Origin of the sequence: Cyanobium sp. N5-Cardenillas, from assembly GCF_024345515.1 — a bacterium.
In the GTDB taxonomy this organism is placed as follows: Bacteria; Cyanobacteriota; Cyanobacteriia; order PCC-6307; family Cyanobiaceae; genus Cyanobium.
Window position 1 is genome coordinate 1 of sequence record NZ_JAGQBG010000067.1, and the last position, 13,023, is coordinate 13,023.

Genomic DNA, 13,023 nt, shown 5'->3' on the forward strand with positions numbered 1-13,023 from the left:
GGTCTGCCGCCGGTGCCCGGGGGCCGCTTCCGGGTGGTGATCGATCCCGGCCACGGCGGCCCTGATCCGGGTGCCGTGGGGATCGGTGGGCTGCGGGAGACCGACGTGGTGCTGGATGTGAGTCTGCAGGTGGCCCAGCTGCTCCAGGCCCGGGGGGTGCAGGTGCTGATGACCCGCACCTCGGACGTGGACGTTGACCTGCCGCCCCGGGTCTCGCTGGCCAACAGCAGCAACGCCGATGTGTTCGTGAGCATCCACGCCAACGCCCTGAGCATGGCTCGCCCGGATGTGAACGGCGTGGAGACGTTCTATTTCCAGTCGGGCAATTCCCAGCGGCTGGCCCAGGCGATCCAGTCTCGGATTATGGCGATCTCGCCAGGCACGCCCGACCGCGGCGCCCGACCGGGCCGGTTCTTCGTGATCCGCCGCACGGTGATGCCGGCAGCCCTGGCGGAGATGGGGTTCGTCACCGGCAGCGTCGACGCCCCCCGCCTGGCCGATCCCAATTTCCGGCGCCGGATGGCCGTGGCGATCTCCGCCGGCATCCTCGACTTTCTCCAGGGGGACTCGTGAGCCTGCTCGTCGGCCTGTTCGACAGTGGCCTCGGTGGGCTGACGGTGCTGCGCCAGGTCCATGCCCTCTATCCCCACTCCCCCTGCCTCTACCTGGGGGACACGGCCCGGGTTCCCTACGGCCAGCGCTCGAAGGAGGAGATCCGGGCGATCGCCTCGGAGGTGGTGCACTGGCTGCGGCTGCAGGGGGTAGGGGTGCTGGTGATGGCCTGCAACACCTCCAATGCCCTGGCCCTCGATGTGGCCGTGGCCGAAGCAGGGGTGCCGGTGGTGGGGCTGATCGACAGCCTGGCCAGCGAGCTCACCAGCGACCACGTCGGGGTGCTGGCCACCCCGGCCACCGCCGCCAGTGGCGCCTACCGGCGCTCGATCCAGGCCTGCCGTCCCTCGGCCAGGGTGCTGGAGATGGGCTGTCCCGCCTTCGTGCCCCTGATCGAGGCCGGCAACCTGCAGGCCCCCGAGCTGCGTGCGGCCGCTGCCGGCTACCTGGCCCCGTTGCTGGAGGCCGAGGTGGACACCATCGTGCTGGGCTGCACCCACTACCCGCTGCTGCGGGCCCTGCTGGCCGAGCTGCTCCCGCCCGACGTGCAGCTGGTGGACCCGGCCCTGGCGGCCGCCCAGCGCCTCGGACCCCTGCTGGCCAGCCTGGGGGATTCCCCCGAGGTCGACCAGGCGGTGGAGTCGGTGCGGCCGCCCCTGGAGCGCACCCGGTTCTGTGTCACCGGGCCCGCCGAAGCCTTCGCCAGCGCGGCCGCCGCCTGGCTGGGCAGCCGGCCGGCGGTGCGCAGCGTCAGCCTGCAGTCGCCCACCCGCGCCTATTGAGGCACGGCCCCTAGGATCCATTCATCGTGGAGGTGACGTGGCGACGGTTGCAGAGTTGCTCCAGCCGGTGGAGTCCGACCTCGATGCCCTGCTGGCCGACCTGCGCAGCCTGATCGGCGCCGGCCATCCGATTCTTCAGGCGGCCGCCGAGCATCTGTTCGCGGCCGGTGGCAAGCGGCTGCGGCCGGGCATCGTGCTGCTGCTGTCGCGGGCCATCGCCCCCGATGGGGGCCTCAGCCCCCGTCACCGGCGGCTGGCGGAGATCACCGAGATGATCCACACCGCTTCGCTTGTCCATGACGATGTGGTGGATGAGGCGGCCACCCGCCGGGGCGTGGCCACGGTGCACAGCCGCTTCAACCATCGCGTTGCGGTGCTGGCCGGTGATTTTCTCTTCGCCCAGGCCAGCTGGCACCTCGCCAACCTCGATGATCTCGAGGTGGTGAAACTGCTCTCCCGTGTGATCATGGATCTGGCCGATGGCGAGGTGCGCCAGGGGCTGTTCCGCTACGACACCGGCCAGAGCTTCGAGACCTACCTCGAGAAGAGCTACTGCAAGACGGCGTCGCTGATCGCCAACAGTGCCCGGGCCGCCGGGGTGCTCACCGGGCTGCCCGAACCGCGCCTCGACGCCCTCTACCGCTTCGGCCGCCAGCTGGGCCTGGCCTTCCAGGTGGTGGATGACATCCTCGATTTCACTGCCAGCGACCAGCAGCTGGGCAAGCCCGCCGCCAGTGACCTGGCCTCGGGCTACCTCACCGCCCCGGTGCTGTATGCCCTCGAGGAGCGGCCGGCCCTGGCCGGGCTGATCGAGCGGGAATTCTGTGAGGCCGGCGACCTCGACCAGGCCCTGGCCATGGTGCGCGGCTGCGAGGCCATCGGCCGGGCCCGTGCCCTGGCCGAAGGGTTCGCCCGTGAGGCCCACGAGGCGATCGAGTGGCTGCCCCCCTCGGAGCCCCGCAGCGCCCTGCGCGCCCTGCCGGAGTTCGTCCTCAGCCGCCTCTACTGATCCAGAGCCACCTCCTCCAGGGAGCTGAGACAGATCACCCCCTCGGGGTAGGCCTGGCAGCCCACCCCCGGAGGCAGCAGCACATGCACCCGGCAACCGGCGCCCAGGGCGGCGGCCACGCCGGCGCTGGAGTCTTCGAACGCCCAGCACGCCGTTGGTGCCACCCCCAGGCGCCGGGCCGCCAGCAGGAAGGGGTCCGGGGCGGGTTTGCCGCCGCCCAGGTCCGGGTCATCGCCATGGACCCGTTCGAGGATCAGGGCCATCCAGGGGTGGGGGGCCACCTTCAGCGCCACCGCCTGGCGTGCGCTGCTGGTGGCCAGGGCCATGGGGATTCCCAGGGCCGCGCAACGGCGCACCAGGGCCTCGGCCCCGGGCATGGCCGGGGCGGTGGCCAGCAGGGCCTCGGCGATCGGCTGGCGTATGGCCAGCAACGCCTGGACGCTGAGCTGCGGCCCTCCGGAGGCAACGATCCACTGCTGCACCTGGCTGGCGCAGTCGAGGCGCCGCCGGCCCCGCAGGCTCAGCAGTTCGGCCCCGGAGAGGGGGCGGCCGAAGTGGGTGGAGGCCTCCTGCCAGGCCCTGGCATGGGCGGGTTCGGTGTCCAGCAGCAGACCGTCGAGATCGAACAGGCAGGCGGCGGGTCGCTGGGGCATGCCCCCAGCCTGCATCAGGACGGATCGGTCTCGGGGTAACGGTCCTCCAGGGCGGTTTCCAGGGTGGTGAGCAGCAGCACCAGGGCGGCCCGCTCATCCAGTTCGCTGCCGCCCACCTCGTCGATCCAGCGGTGGCAGAGGGTCTCGATCTGCTGGAACAGCCCGGTGCCTCCCCGCAGCAGGGTCATCACCTTCTCGACGTTGTCCTCATCGATGTCCGGCGGCAGACCCACCACATAACGGCGACCGTCGTCGCCCACGTAGGTGAGGTTGCCCTCGGCGTCCCGTGTCGGGCCGGCATGGGGCGTGATGGGCTGCTCCTCCATGGCCTTCCGCTCCATTCCGGTGGGTTCGTCCCCTGGCTAACGCCGCCGGACGGTCTTGCCAAGCAGCGATGAGCAGCCCTGATCGGCCCGGCGGCGGGGCAGGCCTGGGGCGTCTCAGCAGTTCAGCCTCTGCATCCGCCAGGTCACGAAGGTGCCGATCGGGCTCCAGAGCAGGAACGGCAGCAGCAGCAGGCTGGCGGGCCGGGACACGGCCAGCAGCGCCAGGGCCAGGCCCAGACCCCAGAGCCAGCCGGCCAGGCCCGCCGCCGTCCCCCAGGCGAGCCGCCGGGTGCGGCAGATCAGCAGCGTGTAGCTCTGCACCAGCACCAGCAGCACCAGGAAGCCCACCATGGCCAGGGGCGCCGTCACCCCACCGGCCCACCAGCGGATCAGGGCCGAGGCGTAGAAGCAGACGTAGACGACCGACCAGATCAGCGGGATCCAGCGCTCGAAGGTGAGCCAGCGGGGGCGCCGCAGCCGCAGGAACCAGGCGAACTGCTGGCGGCTCGGGGTCAGGACGGCGATCACCAGGCCCATCACCAGCAGGATCGTCAGCCAGGCGGGCATGGGAACGGAGCCGTGTCCCTCCAGCGTGGCCTGTCTGCGGTTGAATGCACCATGCCCCAGCCCGCCCGGCAGGCTTTGCCATGACCCAGGACTCCTCACCCACGATCGAGTCGGTGCTCCAGGAACAGCGGCAGTTCGATCCGCCGCCGGCCCTGGCCGCCGCGGCCCGCATCGGTTCGATGGCCGCCTACGACGCGCTGGTGGCGCGGGCCCAGGCCGATCCCGATGGCTTCTGGGCAGAGGCGGCCCGCCGTGAGCTGCACTGGTTCGAGCCCTTCGACTCAGTGCTCGACTGGAGCAACCCGCCCTTCGCCCGCTGGTTCGAAGGGGGCACCACCAACCTCTCCTACAACTGCCTGGATCGCCACCTGGATGGCCCCCGTGCCGACAAGACGGCCCTGATCTGGGAAGGCGAACCCGGCGACGTGCGCCGCTTCACCTACCGCGAGCTGCATGCCGAGGTCTGCCGTGCGGCCAATGCCCTCAAGGCCCTCGGTGTGGGCAAGGGGGACCTGGTGGCCCTGTACATGCCGATGGTGCCGGAGGCGGCCATCGCCATGCTGGCCTGCGCCCGCATCGGTGCCCCCCACTCGGTGGTGTTCGGCGGCTTCTCGGCCGAGGCCCTGCGCGACCGCCTGATCGACGGGCAGGTGAAGCTGGTGATCACCGCCGACGGCGGCTTCCGCAAGGACAAGGCCGTGTCCCTCAAGCCGGCGGTGGATCAGGCCCTGGACGAGGGCTGCCCCAGCGTCGAGCACGTGCTGGTGGTGCGCCGTACCGGCGAGGCCACCACCTTCGAGGCCGGCCGCGACCTCTGGTGGCACGAGCTGGTGGACAGCCAGAGCGCCGACTGCCCGGCCGAGCCGATGGCGAGCGAAGACCGCCTGTTCGTGCTCTACACCTCCGGCTCCACCGGCAAGCCCAAGGGGGTGGTGCACACCACCGCCGGCTACAACCTCTGGGCCCATCTCACCTTCCAGTGGATCTTCGACATTCGTGAGGACGATATCCACTGGTGCACCGCCGATGTGGGCTGGATCACCGGCCACAGCTACATCGTCTACGGACCGCTCTCCAACGGCGCCACCACGCTCATGTACGAGGGGGCACCGCGGCCCGCCAAGCCGGGGGCCTTCTGGGAGGTGATCGAGAAGCACCGGGTGACGATCTTCTACACCGCCCCCACGGCCATCCGCGCCTTCATGAAGAGCGGCCGCGAGGTGCCCGATCGCTACGACATGTCCAGCCTGCGGATCCTCGGCACCGTCGGCGAGCCGATCAATCCGGAAGCCTGGATGTGGTATCGCGATGTGATCGGCGGCGACCGCTGCCCCGTGGTGGACACCTGGTGGCAGACCGAGACCGGCGGGGTGATGATCAGCCCCCTGCCCGGGGCCACCCCCACCAAGCCCGGCTCGGCCACCCTGCCCCTGCCGGGCATCGTCGCCGACGTGGTGGATCTGGAGGGCAACAGCGTGCCGACGGGCCAGGGGGGCTACCTGGCGGTGCGGCGCCCCTGGCCCGGCATGATGCGCACCGTGCACGGCGATGCCGACCGCTTCCGCCGCAGCTACTGGGAGCACATCCGGCCCGCCGACGGCAGTTACCTCTATTTCGCCGGTGACGGCGCGCGCCGCGATGCGGATGGCTATTTCTGGGTGATGGGCCGGGTCGATGACGTCATCAACGTCTCCGGCCACCGGCTGGGCACCATGGAGATCGAATCGGCCCTGGTGAGCCATCCGGCGGTGGCGGAGGCCGCCGTGGTGGGCCGGCCCGACGAGCTCAAGGGGGAAGGGATCGTGGCCTTCGTCACCCTGGATGTGGGGGTGGACGGCGACGCGGCCCTGGAGGCCGAACTGCGCCGTCACGTGGGCCTGGAGATCGGACCGATCGCCCGGCCCGACATCATCCGCTTCACCGACGCCCTGCCCAAGACCCGCAGCGGCAAGATCATGCGCCGGATCCTGCGCTCCCTGGCCTCGGGCCAGGAGGTGAGCGGCGACACCTCCACCCTGGAGGACCGTTCGGTGCTCGATCAGCTGCGGGTGTGACACCAGGCGCTGATCTGTTCGGCCAGTCGCTCCATGCCCCGCTGGCGGGCCGGATCATCGGCCCAGTCCCCCAGGAACTGTTTGCGCAGGCCGCCGCTGGCCGGGGTGAGGTGATCCCCCGGCAGCTCCAGCAGGGTGGAGGCGTCTCCGGCCCTGGCCTGCAGCACGCCGATCAGCCGGCCGCTCTGGTCGATCGTGTCGCGGCTGAAGCGCACCACCAGGTTGCGGGGCTGGCGGTAGCTGCTGGCGATCTGCCGCAGGGTGTCCTCCGGGGAGGGGCTGAACTCGCTGCGGAAGCGGAACTGCTGGCCCAGCTCCGCCAGGAAGGGGATGGACCGCTCGGCCGAGAAGTTGTTGAAGCTGAGCGCCACCAGGCCATCGCAGCGGCGTCCTCCGTCGGGGGCGAGCAGGTGCAGCTTGCAGCCGAGGCTGTGGCCCAGGCGGATCAGGGGGGCTTCGGCGGGCCCCACCTGCTGCTCCCGAACCTGGCGGAACAGACGCCATGCCCCGTTGGCCTGGGCCTGGTGGTCGAAGCCCGGCACGTAGCTCCAGGCGTGGATCCGCCAACCCCGGACGGCCAGGGTCTCAAGAAGGCGCCGATAGCTGAGCTGGGGGGTGGCGGCCAGGTAGCTGCCGCCGATGAACTCGATCAGCCCGCGGGGCCGGGCCGTGGGCTCCAGCGTCCAGAGCTCCCCCTGCTGTCGCCATGCCGTCATCGTCCGGTCCCCCCGTGCTGGATCGCGAGCGCGGTCAGGAGGCCTGGAGGCCGCGCAGGGCATCGACGGCCTCGCGCCGGTGGGCCGGTCCGTCCAGCAGGTTGTTGAACACGTGGCGGATCACCCCCTGGCCGTCGATGACGTAGGTGACCCGGCCGGGCAGCAGGCCCAGCACGCTGGGCACACCGAAGGCCTGGCGCAGCCGGTTGCCCGTATCCACCAGCAGTGGGAAGGGCAGCCGGTGGCGGTTGGCGAAGCGCCGGTGGCTGGCGGCATCGTCGCCGCTGACACCCCACACCTCGGCTCCGAGCGCCTGCAGGTCGGCGTAGCTGTCGCGGAAGGCGCAGGCCTCCATGGTGCAGCCGGGGGTGTCGTCCTTGGGATAGAAGAACAGCACCAGGGCCTTGCCCTCCAGCCGGTCGCTGCGGCGTTCGGTGCCGTCCTGGTCGGGGAGCGCGACCAGGGGGGCGATATCGCCGGAGGCGAGGGCTGGAGCCACGGAATGCGGGGAGGCATGGGGTTGACCCAGCCTAGGAAGCATGGCCCCGGCGGGGCCTTGCCCCGCTTGCGACGATGGGGGTGCGTGCGGACGGCGCCCGATGCAGGAGCAACCCGGTCACTGGCAACAGAACGATCTTCTGGGCATGGCCGCGCCGCTGCCCGCTGCCCCGGCTCCGACACGGGTCTCGGCTCCGGATCCGGCCCCCGCCGAGCCGCCCCCCGCCCCCGCGACCCGCCCGGCCCCCCTGTCCCTGCCCGTCTGCGCCGGCCGCCCGGCGCGGGCCCTGCCCCGGGTTCCCGAGACCCTGCTCATCCTCGACACGGAGACCACCGGGCTCTCCACGTTGCAGGGCCAGTGCATCGAGGTGGGGGCGATCCTCTTCCATGTGCCCCACCGGGCCGTGCTCACCCAGGTGTCCTTCCTGTTGCCCTGCACGGCCAACGCCGCCGAGGGCATCAACGGCATCCCCGCTGCCGTGACGCGCCTGGAGCAGCCCTGGCAGGACGCCCTGGCCTGCTTCCGGGCCATGGTGGACGCCTGTGAGGCCCTGGTGGCCCACAACGTCGCCTTCGACCGTCAGTGGTTCGGCCTTGGGCCGTTGCCGGTGCTGGACCGCCCCTGGATCTGCTCGATGGAGGACATCCGCTGGCCGGCCGAGCGCCAGCTGCGCAGCACCCCCTCGGTCCGTGATCTGGCCCTGGCCTACGGCGTGCCGGTGTGGGCGGCCCACCGGGCCCTGACCGACTGCATCTACCTCGCCCAGGTGTTCGAGCGCTGCGCCGACCTGGAGGCCCTGCTGCAGGCGGCCCTGGAGCCCCGCAGCCTCTATCGGGCGGACCTTCCCTATGCCGAGCGGCACCGTGCCCGTGAGGCCGGCTTCCGCTGGAACGAAGCGGTCCCCCGGGCCTGGAGCCGCCGGCTGAGCCGGCGGGAGGCGGAGGCCCTGGCCTTTCCGGTCCAGCTGGTGCCCGATCCCTCCGCCGCCGAAGTCCTGGCCAGGAGTGCCTGAAGCCGGCCTCGGATCTTCCGTTTTTGTTTCGATGGTTGAAGCGGAACCGATGATCCGGGGCGCTTCTCCCCCGCCTCCCCACCCTTGGGGTGTTCTTCCGGCGCCGCCGTCATGGTCACCCGGCTGCCAACCAGCTCCGGTGACGGTGGCGAACCTGCCCAGCACCGGGTGCGCCGCTGGCAGACGGCCCGCACCTGGGCACGGCTGATCCGGGAAGCGGAGGCCCTCTGGCGGGTCGATGTCCGCGCTCTGCGCCGCCTGGCGTCCCAGGAGCTGTTCCAGCTGGTGCAGGAGGTGCCGCCCCGCCTGCGTCGGCGCGTCAACCTCTGGCTGGTGCGCTTCAACGTCGTCACCCGGTTGCACTGACGCTTCTTCAGGCTCCGACCACGCGATCCGGGCCAAAAAAAATCAGCTGATGGGATCAGCTGACGGAACGATCAATGGCCGACGAGCCCATGGGAGGGACATTCGGTGGACCGGCTGAATCGGAGCGGCGGGATTCGAACCCACGACCCCCACTACCCCAAAGTGGTGCGCTACCAAGCTGCGCTACGCCCCGGCGGAATGAAGCTATCACAGCGTCCTGGGGCTGCCGCGGCGTCTGGACAGGCGCCGCATCAGGCGATTGGTGAGCCGCTGGCGCCCCATCACCGTGTACCCCCAGAGGCGCTCGCGGCGGGCCATCAGACGCAGTTCCGCCAGCCCCATCGTGGCCAGCTGCAGTTCGGGCAACCGTTGCCAGGCCATCGAGGGCAGGGGCAGCTCGGATCCTTCCCGGCCCTCCCTGAAGCCCTGCAGGGCCCCACCGGCCATCCATTCGGGCACCAGGACGAACAACACCGCCAGCAGGCCGTAGAGCTCGACCAGTCCCTTCGGCAGCGGATGCAGCTGGCGCCTTGGCTGGTCCCGGTCCTCGACGGGGTCTGTCACGAAAGGAAGGTCGGTGCGAGGGCGCTGGGCCCCTGGCGCCATTGCAGCGGTGGCTCTCCGGAGGGGTGCAGTCGCACGGTCCAGAAGGCCAGGGCAAAACAGATTCCGACGGCGGCGATCAGGGCCACGATCACCACCTGGTCGGAGAGGGGCTTCATACCTCTTCGCTGCGCAGGCAGATCCGTCGGCTGGGGAGCTGTTCAAGGGTGAGCTCATCGCCCCGCAGGATCACCCTCAGGCTTTCGTTCTGGTAACGGAGACCCGGCGCGTCGGATTCCTCACGGAACAGGGTAGACCGCGCGCCGCCGGCGATCAGGGAGGCCTGGGAGGCGTTGCGCTCGAGCACCACCGAGAAACGGTCACCGCAGAGGAAGCGTTCCCGGATGTCGTAGTTCTCCCACCAGGGGGACTGCATCGCCAGAAGGGGCAGGAATCCGAGCGCGAGCAGCGGGGAGGCGGCCATGGAGGAGGCGTTCAGACGAGGGCAATCGGCGCATTGTCGCCGCGAAGGACGCAATGGGGAATGGCCCAGTCATAGCTTTCCCACACGCTGGCGGGAAGGAGGTAGGTGGCGCCGGGGAAGGGGCCAAGGGGGACCCCCGTGGGCTGGGCGGAGCAGTAGGGGCGGCTGCCGGGCTTGGCCAGGTACTGCTGGTGGTAGGGCTCGGCGAAGTGAAAGCGTCTGCCGGAGCCGATCTCGGTGGTGATCCGCCCCGCCCCGGCGGCATCGAGAGCCGTCTGGTAGGCCTGACGGCTGGCCTCGGCGAGCGCCAGCAGGGCGGGGTCGTCGACAAAGATGGCGGATCGGTACTGGCTGCCCCGGTCATTGCCCTGGCGGTTGCCCTGGGTGGGGTCGTGGCACTCCCAGAACAGCTTGAGCAGATCGGCGAAGGAGACGCGGGCCGTGTCCCACACCACCCGCACCACCTCGGCGTGGCCGCTGCGACCGCTGCAGACCTGCTCGTAGCTGGGGGAGGCGAGCTGTCCGCCGGCATAGCCCACCGCGGTGGTGACCACCCCGGGCAGCCGCCAGAAACCCTTCTCCGCCCCCCAGAAGCAGCCGCAGCCGAACTGGGCCTCCGCCTGGGCCCCCGTCAACGGGTCCGCCAGTGGGGTGCCCAGCACGGCGTGGATGCCTGCGGCGCCCTTGGCCGCCATGGCTGCGCCCGTGTCGCCAGCGCCGCCCGAAGGGCTGTTGAAGAGGCCGAACAAGGTGATGTGCCGTCAGGGACCCAACTCTAGGAAGCGCCCTGTTGGTCCTGTTGCGGCACCAGGGCGATGTGGTTCAGCAGGGTGGTGATGAAGGCGAACAGCAGAAAGGGCAGCGAGAGCACCAGGATCAGGCCCACCCCCACCAGGGCGAACAGGGGCCGACTCGCCCCCATCAGGGCCAGACCCGCCGCCAGGCTCACGAAGATCACGGCCATCCAGATCAGGACCTGGCCGTAGATGTCACCGAAGGTCAGGGTGCAGCGGACGTTGAGCGGCTGGCTGAGGGGCGACGGGGTGGGGGCCATGGGAACGGCGTGGCAGGCGGTGGGGAACCACGGGCCTTCCAGGTAAGCCCAGCCAGCGTCCCTGGGCGGGGCAACTCAACATCTGTTTGAAACTGGTGCAGGATTCCGCCCTCAGGCCCCGCGGTTCAGGCGGCCTGGAGCTGGCGGACGGCCTCCTCCCGGTCCCAGAGCCTGCGGTAGGTGCCATCCTGCTGCAGCAGGTCGGTGTGGTGGCCCTCCTGGACCAGCCGGCCCGCTTCCAGCACCAGGATCCGGTCGCAGGCCGCCGCCGCCGAGAGCTGGTGGCTGATCATCACCACCGTGCGCCGCTGCTCCTCACGCACCGAGCGCAGGATGCCCGCGGCGGTGGTGTTGTCGACGCTGGCCAGGGCGTCATCGAGCACCAGCAGGGGGGCCTCCACCAGCAGCGCCCGCCCCAGGGCGGTGCGCTGGCGCTGGCCGCCGCTCAGGGTGATGCCCCGCTCCCCCACCAGGGTGCGGTAGCCATCGGGGAAGCCCTTGATGTCCCCCTCCAGGCGGGCCTGGCGGGCGGCCTCCTCCACCCGCTCCATGCCGGCCTCGGGATCGCCGTAGCGCAGGTTGTCCGCCAGGCTGGCGGTGAACAGGTAGCCCTCCTGGGGCACCAGGGCCACCTGGCGGCGCAGATCGCTCAGCCGCAGCCGGGTCACGTCGACCCCATCGAGGAACAGCCGACCGGCGGGCACTTCGACCATCCGGCCGAGGGCCCGGGCCAGGGTGGTCTTGCCGCAACCCACCGGCCCCACCACCGCCACCAGCTCCCCGGGGTGGATCGCGAAGCTGAGGTCCTCCAGGGCGGGCCGCTCCGCCCCCTGGTACCGGACCGTGAGCCCGCTGGCCACGACGGCCCCGAGGGCTGGCCGGGCCGGGGGCAGGGGATCGGCGGGCGAGACGATGGCGGGGGGATGGCTCAGCAGGGCTTCGACCCGCTCCAGGCTCACCTGACCGGTCTGGAAGGTGTTGAGGGTGAAGCCCAGCAGGGCGGTCGGGAAGACCAGCCGCTCCACGAAGAGGATCAGGGCCACCAGATCGCCGATGCTGAGCCGACCGCTTTCCAGCTGGCCGCTGCCCAGGGCCAGCAGCAGCAGCAGGCTCAGGGAGGCGATCCCCTCCAGCAGGGGAAAGAGGGTGCTGCGGGTGCGGGCCAGGGAGAGCTGGGCATCCAGATACACCTTGTTGAGGTCGGCGAAGGCCTTCTCCTCGGTGGCCTCCTGGCCATAGATCTTGATGGCGCCGATGCCGCTGAGGTCCTCCTGGACCAGGTCGCTGAGGTTGGCGAGCACCTCCTGCTGGCGGCGCTGCTGCTTCATCATGCGACCGCCGAACAGGCGCACGACCATGAGCATGCCGGGGTACAGGGACACCGCCGCCAGGCTCAGCAGGGGGTCGATCGCCAGCATCGCCGGCAGGGTGAGGGCATAGGCCAGCACCGTGTTCGTCAGGCTGAGCAGGGCGAAGCCCAGCAACCGCCGGATGTTCTCCACATCACTGGTGGCCCGGCTGATCACCTCGCCGCTGCCGGTGGTCTGGACCCAGCCGGGGTCCTGGGTGAGGACGTGGTCGAAGATCCGCTGCTTCAGGCTGGCTTCCACCTGCCGGCCCACCCCGAACACCAGCATCCGCGAATAGAGACGGGTGGCCCCCATCACCGTGGCCATCACGATGATCAACCCGGACACACCGAGCACATCGCCAAGCACGAAGCCGGGCTTGAGCGCGTTGATCGTCTGCCGCACCACCAGCGGGATCGCCACCCCCAGCAGGTTGACCACCACCAGGGCACCGGCCCCCACCAGCACCGTGCGCCTGTGGGGACGGAGGTAACGCCCGATCAGATCCAGCCGCAGGGCGCTCATGCAGGAAGAACGGGGCATCGGGGCCCCCTAACCTAGGCATCGCTTCCCAGGGTCCATGGACGACCAGAACCATCCGCTCCATGCCATCGACCGGGAGACGGTCGACCGGCTGCTGGCGGTGGAGCGCCCCCTGGACGAGCACCTGGTTGATGCAGCACGGCTGCAGATGCGCTATGCGGGTTTTCCCGGAGCCGCCGACATCCGCGACGACCTGGAGCGCCTCCTGCGGCTCTGGAGGCTGGACGGCGCTGCGCTCCATGCCCGCACCAGGGCCATCTGGGCGGCCGGGTTCCGGCCGGGTCCTGCTCCGGTGGCCGAAGCGGTGGGGTCCGGGTTTGATACCGCCTCCGACGACGCCGGCTGAGCCGGGGCTGCCAGTTTTCGATCTGTTGGTCAGAATGGGGTTCCTCGGGCGATAGTGGGAGTGTCCCCATCACCCGGCCCGGCGTGCTCTGCACCCGGGCTATTTTTT

General features: G+C 70.6%; 18 protein-coding genes and 1 tRNA gene. 7 read left to right on the forward strand and 12 right to left on the reverse strand.

The annotated features are described in order from the left end of the window. From KBZ04_RS07250 to sds, 3 genes are all read left to right on the forward strand, one after another. Positions 1-573 (forward strand): N-acetylmuramoyl-L-alanine amidase (locus KBZ04_RS07250; protein WP_254991278.1); only part of this gene is annotated, 573 nt, incomplete at its 5' end. Next, a complete protein-coding gene (murI, locus tag KBZ04_RS07255; RefSeq protein WP_254991279.1) occupies positions 570-1,394 on the forward strand; it encodes a glutamate racemase in 825 nt (274 codons plus the stop codon). The genes KBZ04_RS07250 and murI, both read left to right, overlap by 4 nt. A 37-nt stretch (positions 1,395-1,431) precedes the next feature. Further along, on the forward strand, positions 1,432-2,403 hold the full coding sequence (gene sds / locus KBZ04_RS07260) for a solanesyl diphosphate synthase (RefSeq protein WP_216908406.1): 972 nt from the start codon (positions 1,432-1,434) through the stop codon (positions 2,401-2,403). Here the strand turns inward: sds and KBZ04_RS07265 are convergent. The 3 genes from KBZ04_RS07265 to KBZ04_RS07275 form a co-directional block, all read right to left on the reverse strand. Continuing rightward, positions 2,397-3,056, reverse strand: coding sequence for an HAD family hydrolase (locus tag KBZ04_RS07265; RefSeq protein ID WP_254991280.1), 660 nt, complete (start codon positions 3,054-3,056; stop codon positions 2,397-2,399). The two genes, sds and KBZ04_RS07265, sit on opposite strands and share 7 nt — an antisense overlap. Before the next feature lie 14 nt (positions 3,057-3,070). Then, a complete protein-coding gene (locus tag KBZ04_RS07270) occupies positions 3,071-3,382 on the reverse strand; it encodes a hypothetical protein (protein WP_254991281.1) in 312 nt (103 codons plus the stop codon). Between the two features lie 114 nt (positions 3,383-3,496). Beyond that, positions 3,497-3,949, reverse strand: a complete 453-nt coding sequence (locus KBZ04_RS07275; protein ID WP_254991282.1) for a tryptophan-rich sensory protein — start codon at positions 3,947-3,949, stop codon at positions 3,497-3,499. An 80-nt stretch (positions 3,950-4,029) separates the two neighbouring features. Between KBZ04_RS07275 and acs the strand changes: the two genes are divergently transcribed. After that, positions 4,030-6,003, forward strand: a complete 1,974-nt coding sequence (gene acs, locus KBZ04_RS07280; RefSeq protein WP_254991283.1) for an acetate--CoA ligase — start codon at positions 4,030-4,032, stop codon at positions 6,001-6,003. On the opposite strand, the gene KBZ04_RS07285 is transcribed toward acs, so the two are convergent. Together KBZ04_RS07285 and KBZ04_RS07290 are read right to left on the reverse strand one after the other, a co-directional pair. Further along, positions 5,988-6,719 carry a DUF1350 family protein gene (locus tag KBZ04_RS07285; RefSeq protein WP_254991284.1) on the reverse strand — a complete coding sequence of 244 codons (732 nt, stop codon included), beginning with the start codon at positions 6,717-6,719 and terminating at the stop codon, positions 5,988-5,990. The two genes, acs and KBZ04_RS07285, sit on opposite strands and share 16 nt — an antisense overlap. 34 nt (positions 6,720-6,753) lie before the next feature. Beyond that, a complete protein-coding gene (locus KBZ04_RS07290; RefSeq protein ID WP_254991285.1) occupies positions 6,754-7,218 on the reverse strand; it encodes a peroxiredoxin in 465 nt (154 codons plus the stop codon). 100 nt (positions 7,219-7,318) lie between these two features. Between KBZ04_RS07290 and KBZ04_RS07295 the strand changes: the two genes are divergently transcribed. Both KBZ04_RS07295 and KBZ04_RS07300 read left to right on the forward strand, forming a co-directional pair. Next, on the forward strand, positions 7,319-8,230 hold the full coding sequence (locus tag KBZ04_RS07295; RefSeq protein ID WP_254991286.1) for a 3'-5' exonuclease: 912 nt from the start codon (positions 7,319-7,321) through the stop codon (positions 8,228-8,230). Positions 8,231-8,341: 111 nt separating this feature from the next. Beyond that, positions 8,342-8,596: a hypothetical protein gene (locus KBZ04_RS07300; protein WP_254991287.1), complete on the forward strand. Its 255-nt coding sequence runs from the start codon at positions 8,342-8,344 to the stop codon at positions 8,594-8,596. A gap of 119 nt (positions 8,597-8,715) precedes the next feature. On the opposite strand, the gene KBZ04_RS07305 is transcribed toward KBZ04_RS07300, so the two are convergent. The 7 genes from KBZ04_RS07305 to KBZ04_RS07335 form a co-directional block, all read right to left on the reverse strand. Next, a tRNA-Pro gene (locus tag KBZ04_RS07305) sits at positions 8,716-8,789 on the reverse strand. 14 nt (positions 8,790-8,803) lie between these two features. Continuing rightward, a complete protein-coding gene (locus KBZ04_RS07310) occupies positions 8,804-9,160 on the reverse strand; it encodes a hypothetical protein (protein WP_254991288.1) in 357 nt (118 codons plus the stop codon). Beyond that, the gene (locus KBZ04_RS07315; RefSeq protein WP_254991289.1) at positions 9,157-9,318 is read right to left on the reverse strand and encodes a hypothetical protein; all 162 of its coding nucleotides are present in this window, start codon (positions 9,316-9,318) and stop codon (positions 9,157-9,159) included. Before KBZ04_RS07315 ends, KBZ04_RS07310 begins: the two co-directional genes overlap by 4 nt. Next, positions 9,315-9,623 (reverse strand): MliC family protein, encoded by a 309-nt coding sequence (locus KBZ04_RS07320; protein ID WP_254991290.1) that lies wholly within the window; start codon positions 9,621-9,623, stop codon positions 9,315-9,317. Before KBZ04_RS07320 ends, KBZ04_RS07315 begins: the two co-directional genes overlap by 4 nt. An 11-nt stretch (positions 9,624-9,634) precedes the next feature. Continuing rightward, positions 9,635-10,318 (reverse strand): peptide-methionine (S)-S-oxide reductase MsrA, encoded by a 684-nt coding sequence (gene msrA, locus KBZ04_RS07325; protein WP_254991293.1) that lies wholly within the window; start codon positions 10,316-10,318, stop codon positions 9,635-9,637. A gap of 80 nt (positions 10,319-10,398) precedes the next feature. After that, complete coding sequence (locus KBZ04_RS07330) at positions 10,399-10,677, reverse strand: hypothetical protein (RefSeq protein WP_254991291.1); 279 nt, start codon at positions 10,675-10,677, stop codon at positions 10,399-10,401. A 125-nt stretch (positions 10,678-10,802) separates the two neighbouring features. Continuing rightward, positions 10,803-12,551, reverse strand: a complete 1,749-nt coding sequence (locus KBZ04_RS07335) for an ABC transporter ATP-binding protein (protein ID WP_254991294.1) — start codon at positions 12,549-12,551, stop codon at positions 10,803-10,805. A gap of 55 nt (positions 12,552-12,606) precedes the next feature. On the opposite strand from KBZ04_RS07335, the gene KBZ04_RS07340 reads away from it, so the two are divergent. Further along, on the forward strand, positions 12,607-12,915 hold the full coding sequence (locus KBZ04_RS07340; protein WP_254991292.1) for a DUF3288 family protein: 309 nt from the start codon (positions 12,607-12,609) through the stop codon (positions 12,913-12,915). Positions 12,916-13,023: the final 108 nt, after the last annotated feature.

Excerpts from the sequence above, each read along its gene's own strand:
- KBZ04_RS07335 (WP_254991294.1), bottom strand. The coding sequence starts at position 12,551 with ATGAGCGCCCTGCGGCTGGATCTGATCGGGCGTTACCTCCGTCCCCAC.
- KBZ04_RS07270 (WP_254991281.1), bottom strand. The coding sequence starts at position 3,382 with ATGGAGGAGCAGCCCATCACGCCCCATGCCGGCCCGACACGGGACGCC.
- KBZ04_RS07330 (WP_254991291.1), bottom strand. The coding sequence starts at position 10,677 with ATGGCCCCCACCCCGTCGCCCCTCAGCCAGCCGCTCAACGTCCGCTGC.
- KBZ04_RS07265 (WP_254991280.1), bottom strand. The coding sequence starts at position 3,056 with ATGCCCCAGCGACCCGCCGCCTGCCTGTTCGATCTCGACGGTCTGCTG.
- KBZ04_RS07315 (WP_254991289.1), bottom strand. The coding sequence starts at position 9,318 with ATGAAGCCCCTCTCCGACCAGGTGGTGATCGTGGCCCTGATCGCCGCC.
- KBZ04_RS07320 (WP_254991290.1), bottom strand. The coding sequence starts at position 9,623 with ATGGCCGCCTCCCCGCTGCTCGCGCTCGGATTCCTGCCCCTTCTGGCG.
- KBZ04_RS07300 (WP_254991287.1), top strand. The coding sequence starts at position 8,342 with ATGGTCACCCGGCTGCCAACCAGCTCCGGTGACGGTGGCGAACCTGCC.
- KBZ04_RS07285 (WP_254991284.1), bottom strand. The coding sequence starts at position 6,719 with ATGACGGCATGGCGACAGCAGGGGGAGCTCTGGACGCTGGAGCCCACG.
- msrA (WP_254991293.1), bottom strand. The coding sequence starts at position 10,318 with ATGGCGGCCAAGGGCGCCGCAGGCATCCACGCCGTGCTGGGCACCCCA.
- acs (WP_254991283.1), top strand. The coding sequence starts at position 4,030 with ATGACCCAGGACTCCTCACCCACGATCGAGTCGGTGCTCCAGGAACAG.
- KBZ04_RS07295 (WP_254991286.1), top strand. The coding sequence starts at position 7,319 with ATGCAGGAGCAACCCGGTCACTGGCAACAGAACGATCTTCTGGGCATG.
- KBZ04_RS07275 (WP_254991282.1), bottom strand. The coding sequence starts at position 3,949 with ATGCCCGCCTGGCTGACGATCCTGCTGGTGATGGGCCTGGTGATCGCC.
- KBZ04_RS07340 (WP_254991292.1), top strand. The coding sequence starts at position 12,607 with ATGGACGACCAGAACCATCCGCTCCATGCCATCGACCGGGAGACGGTC.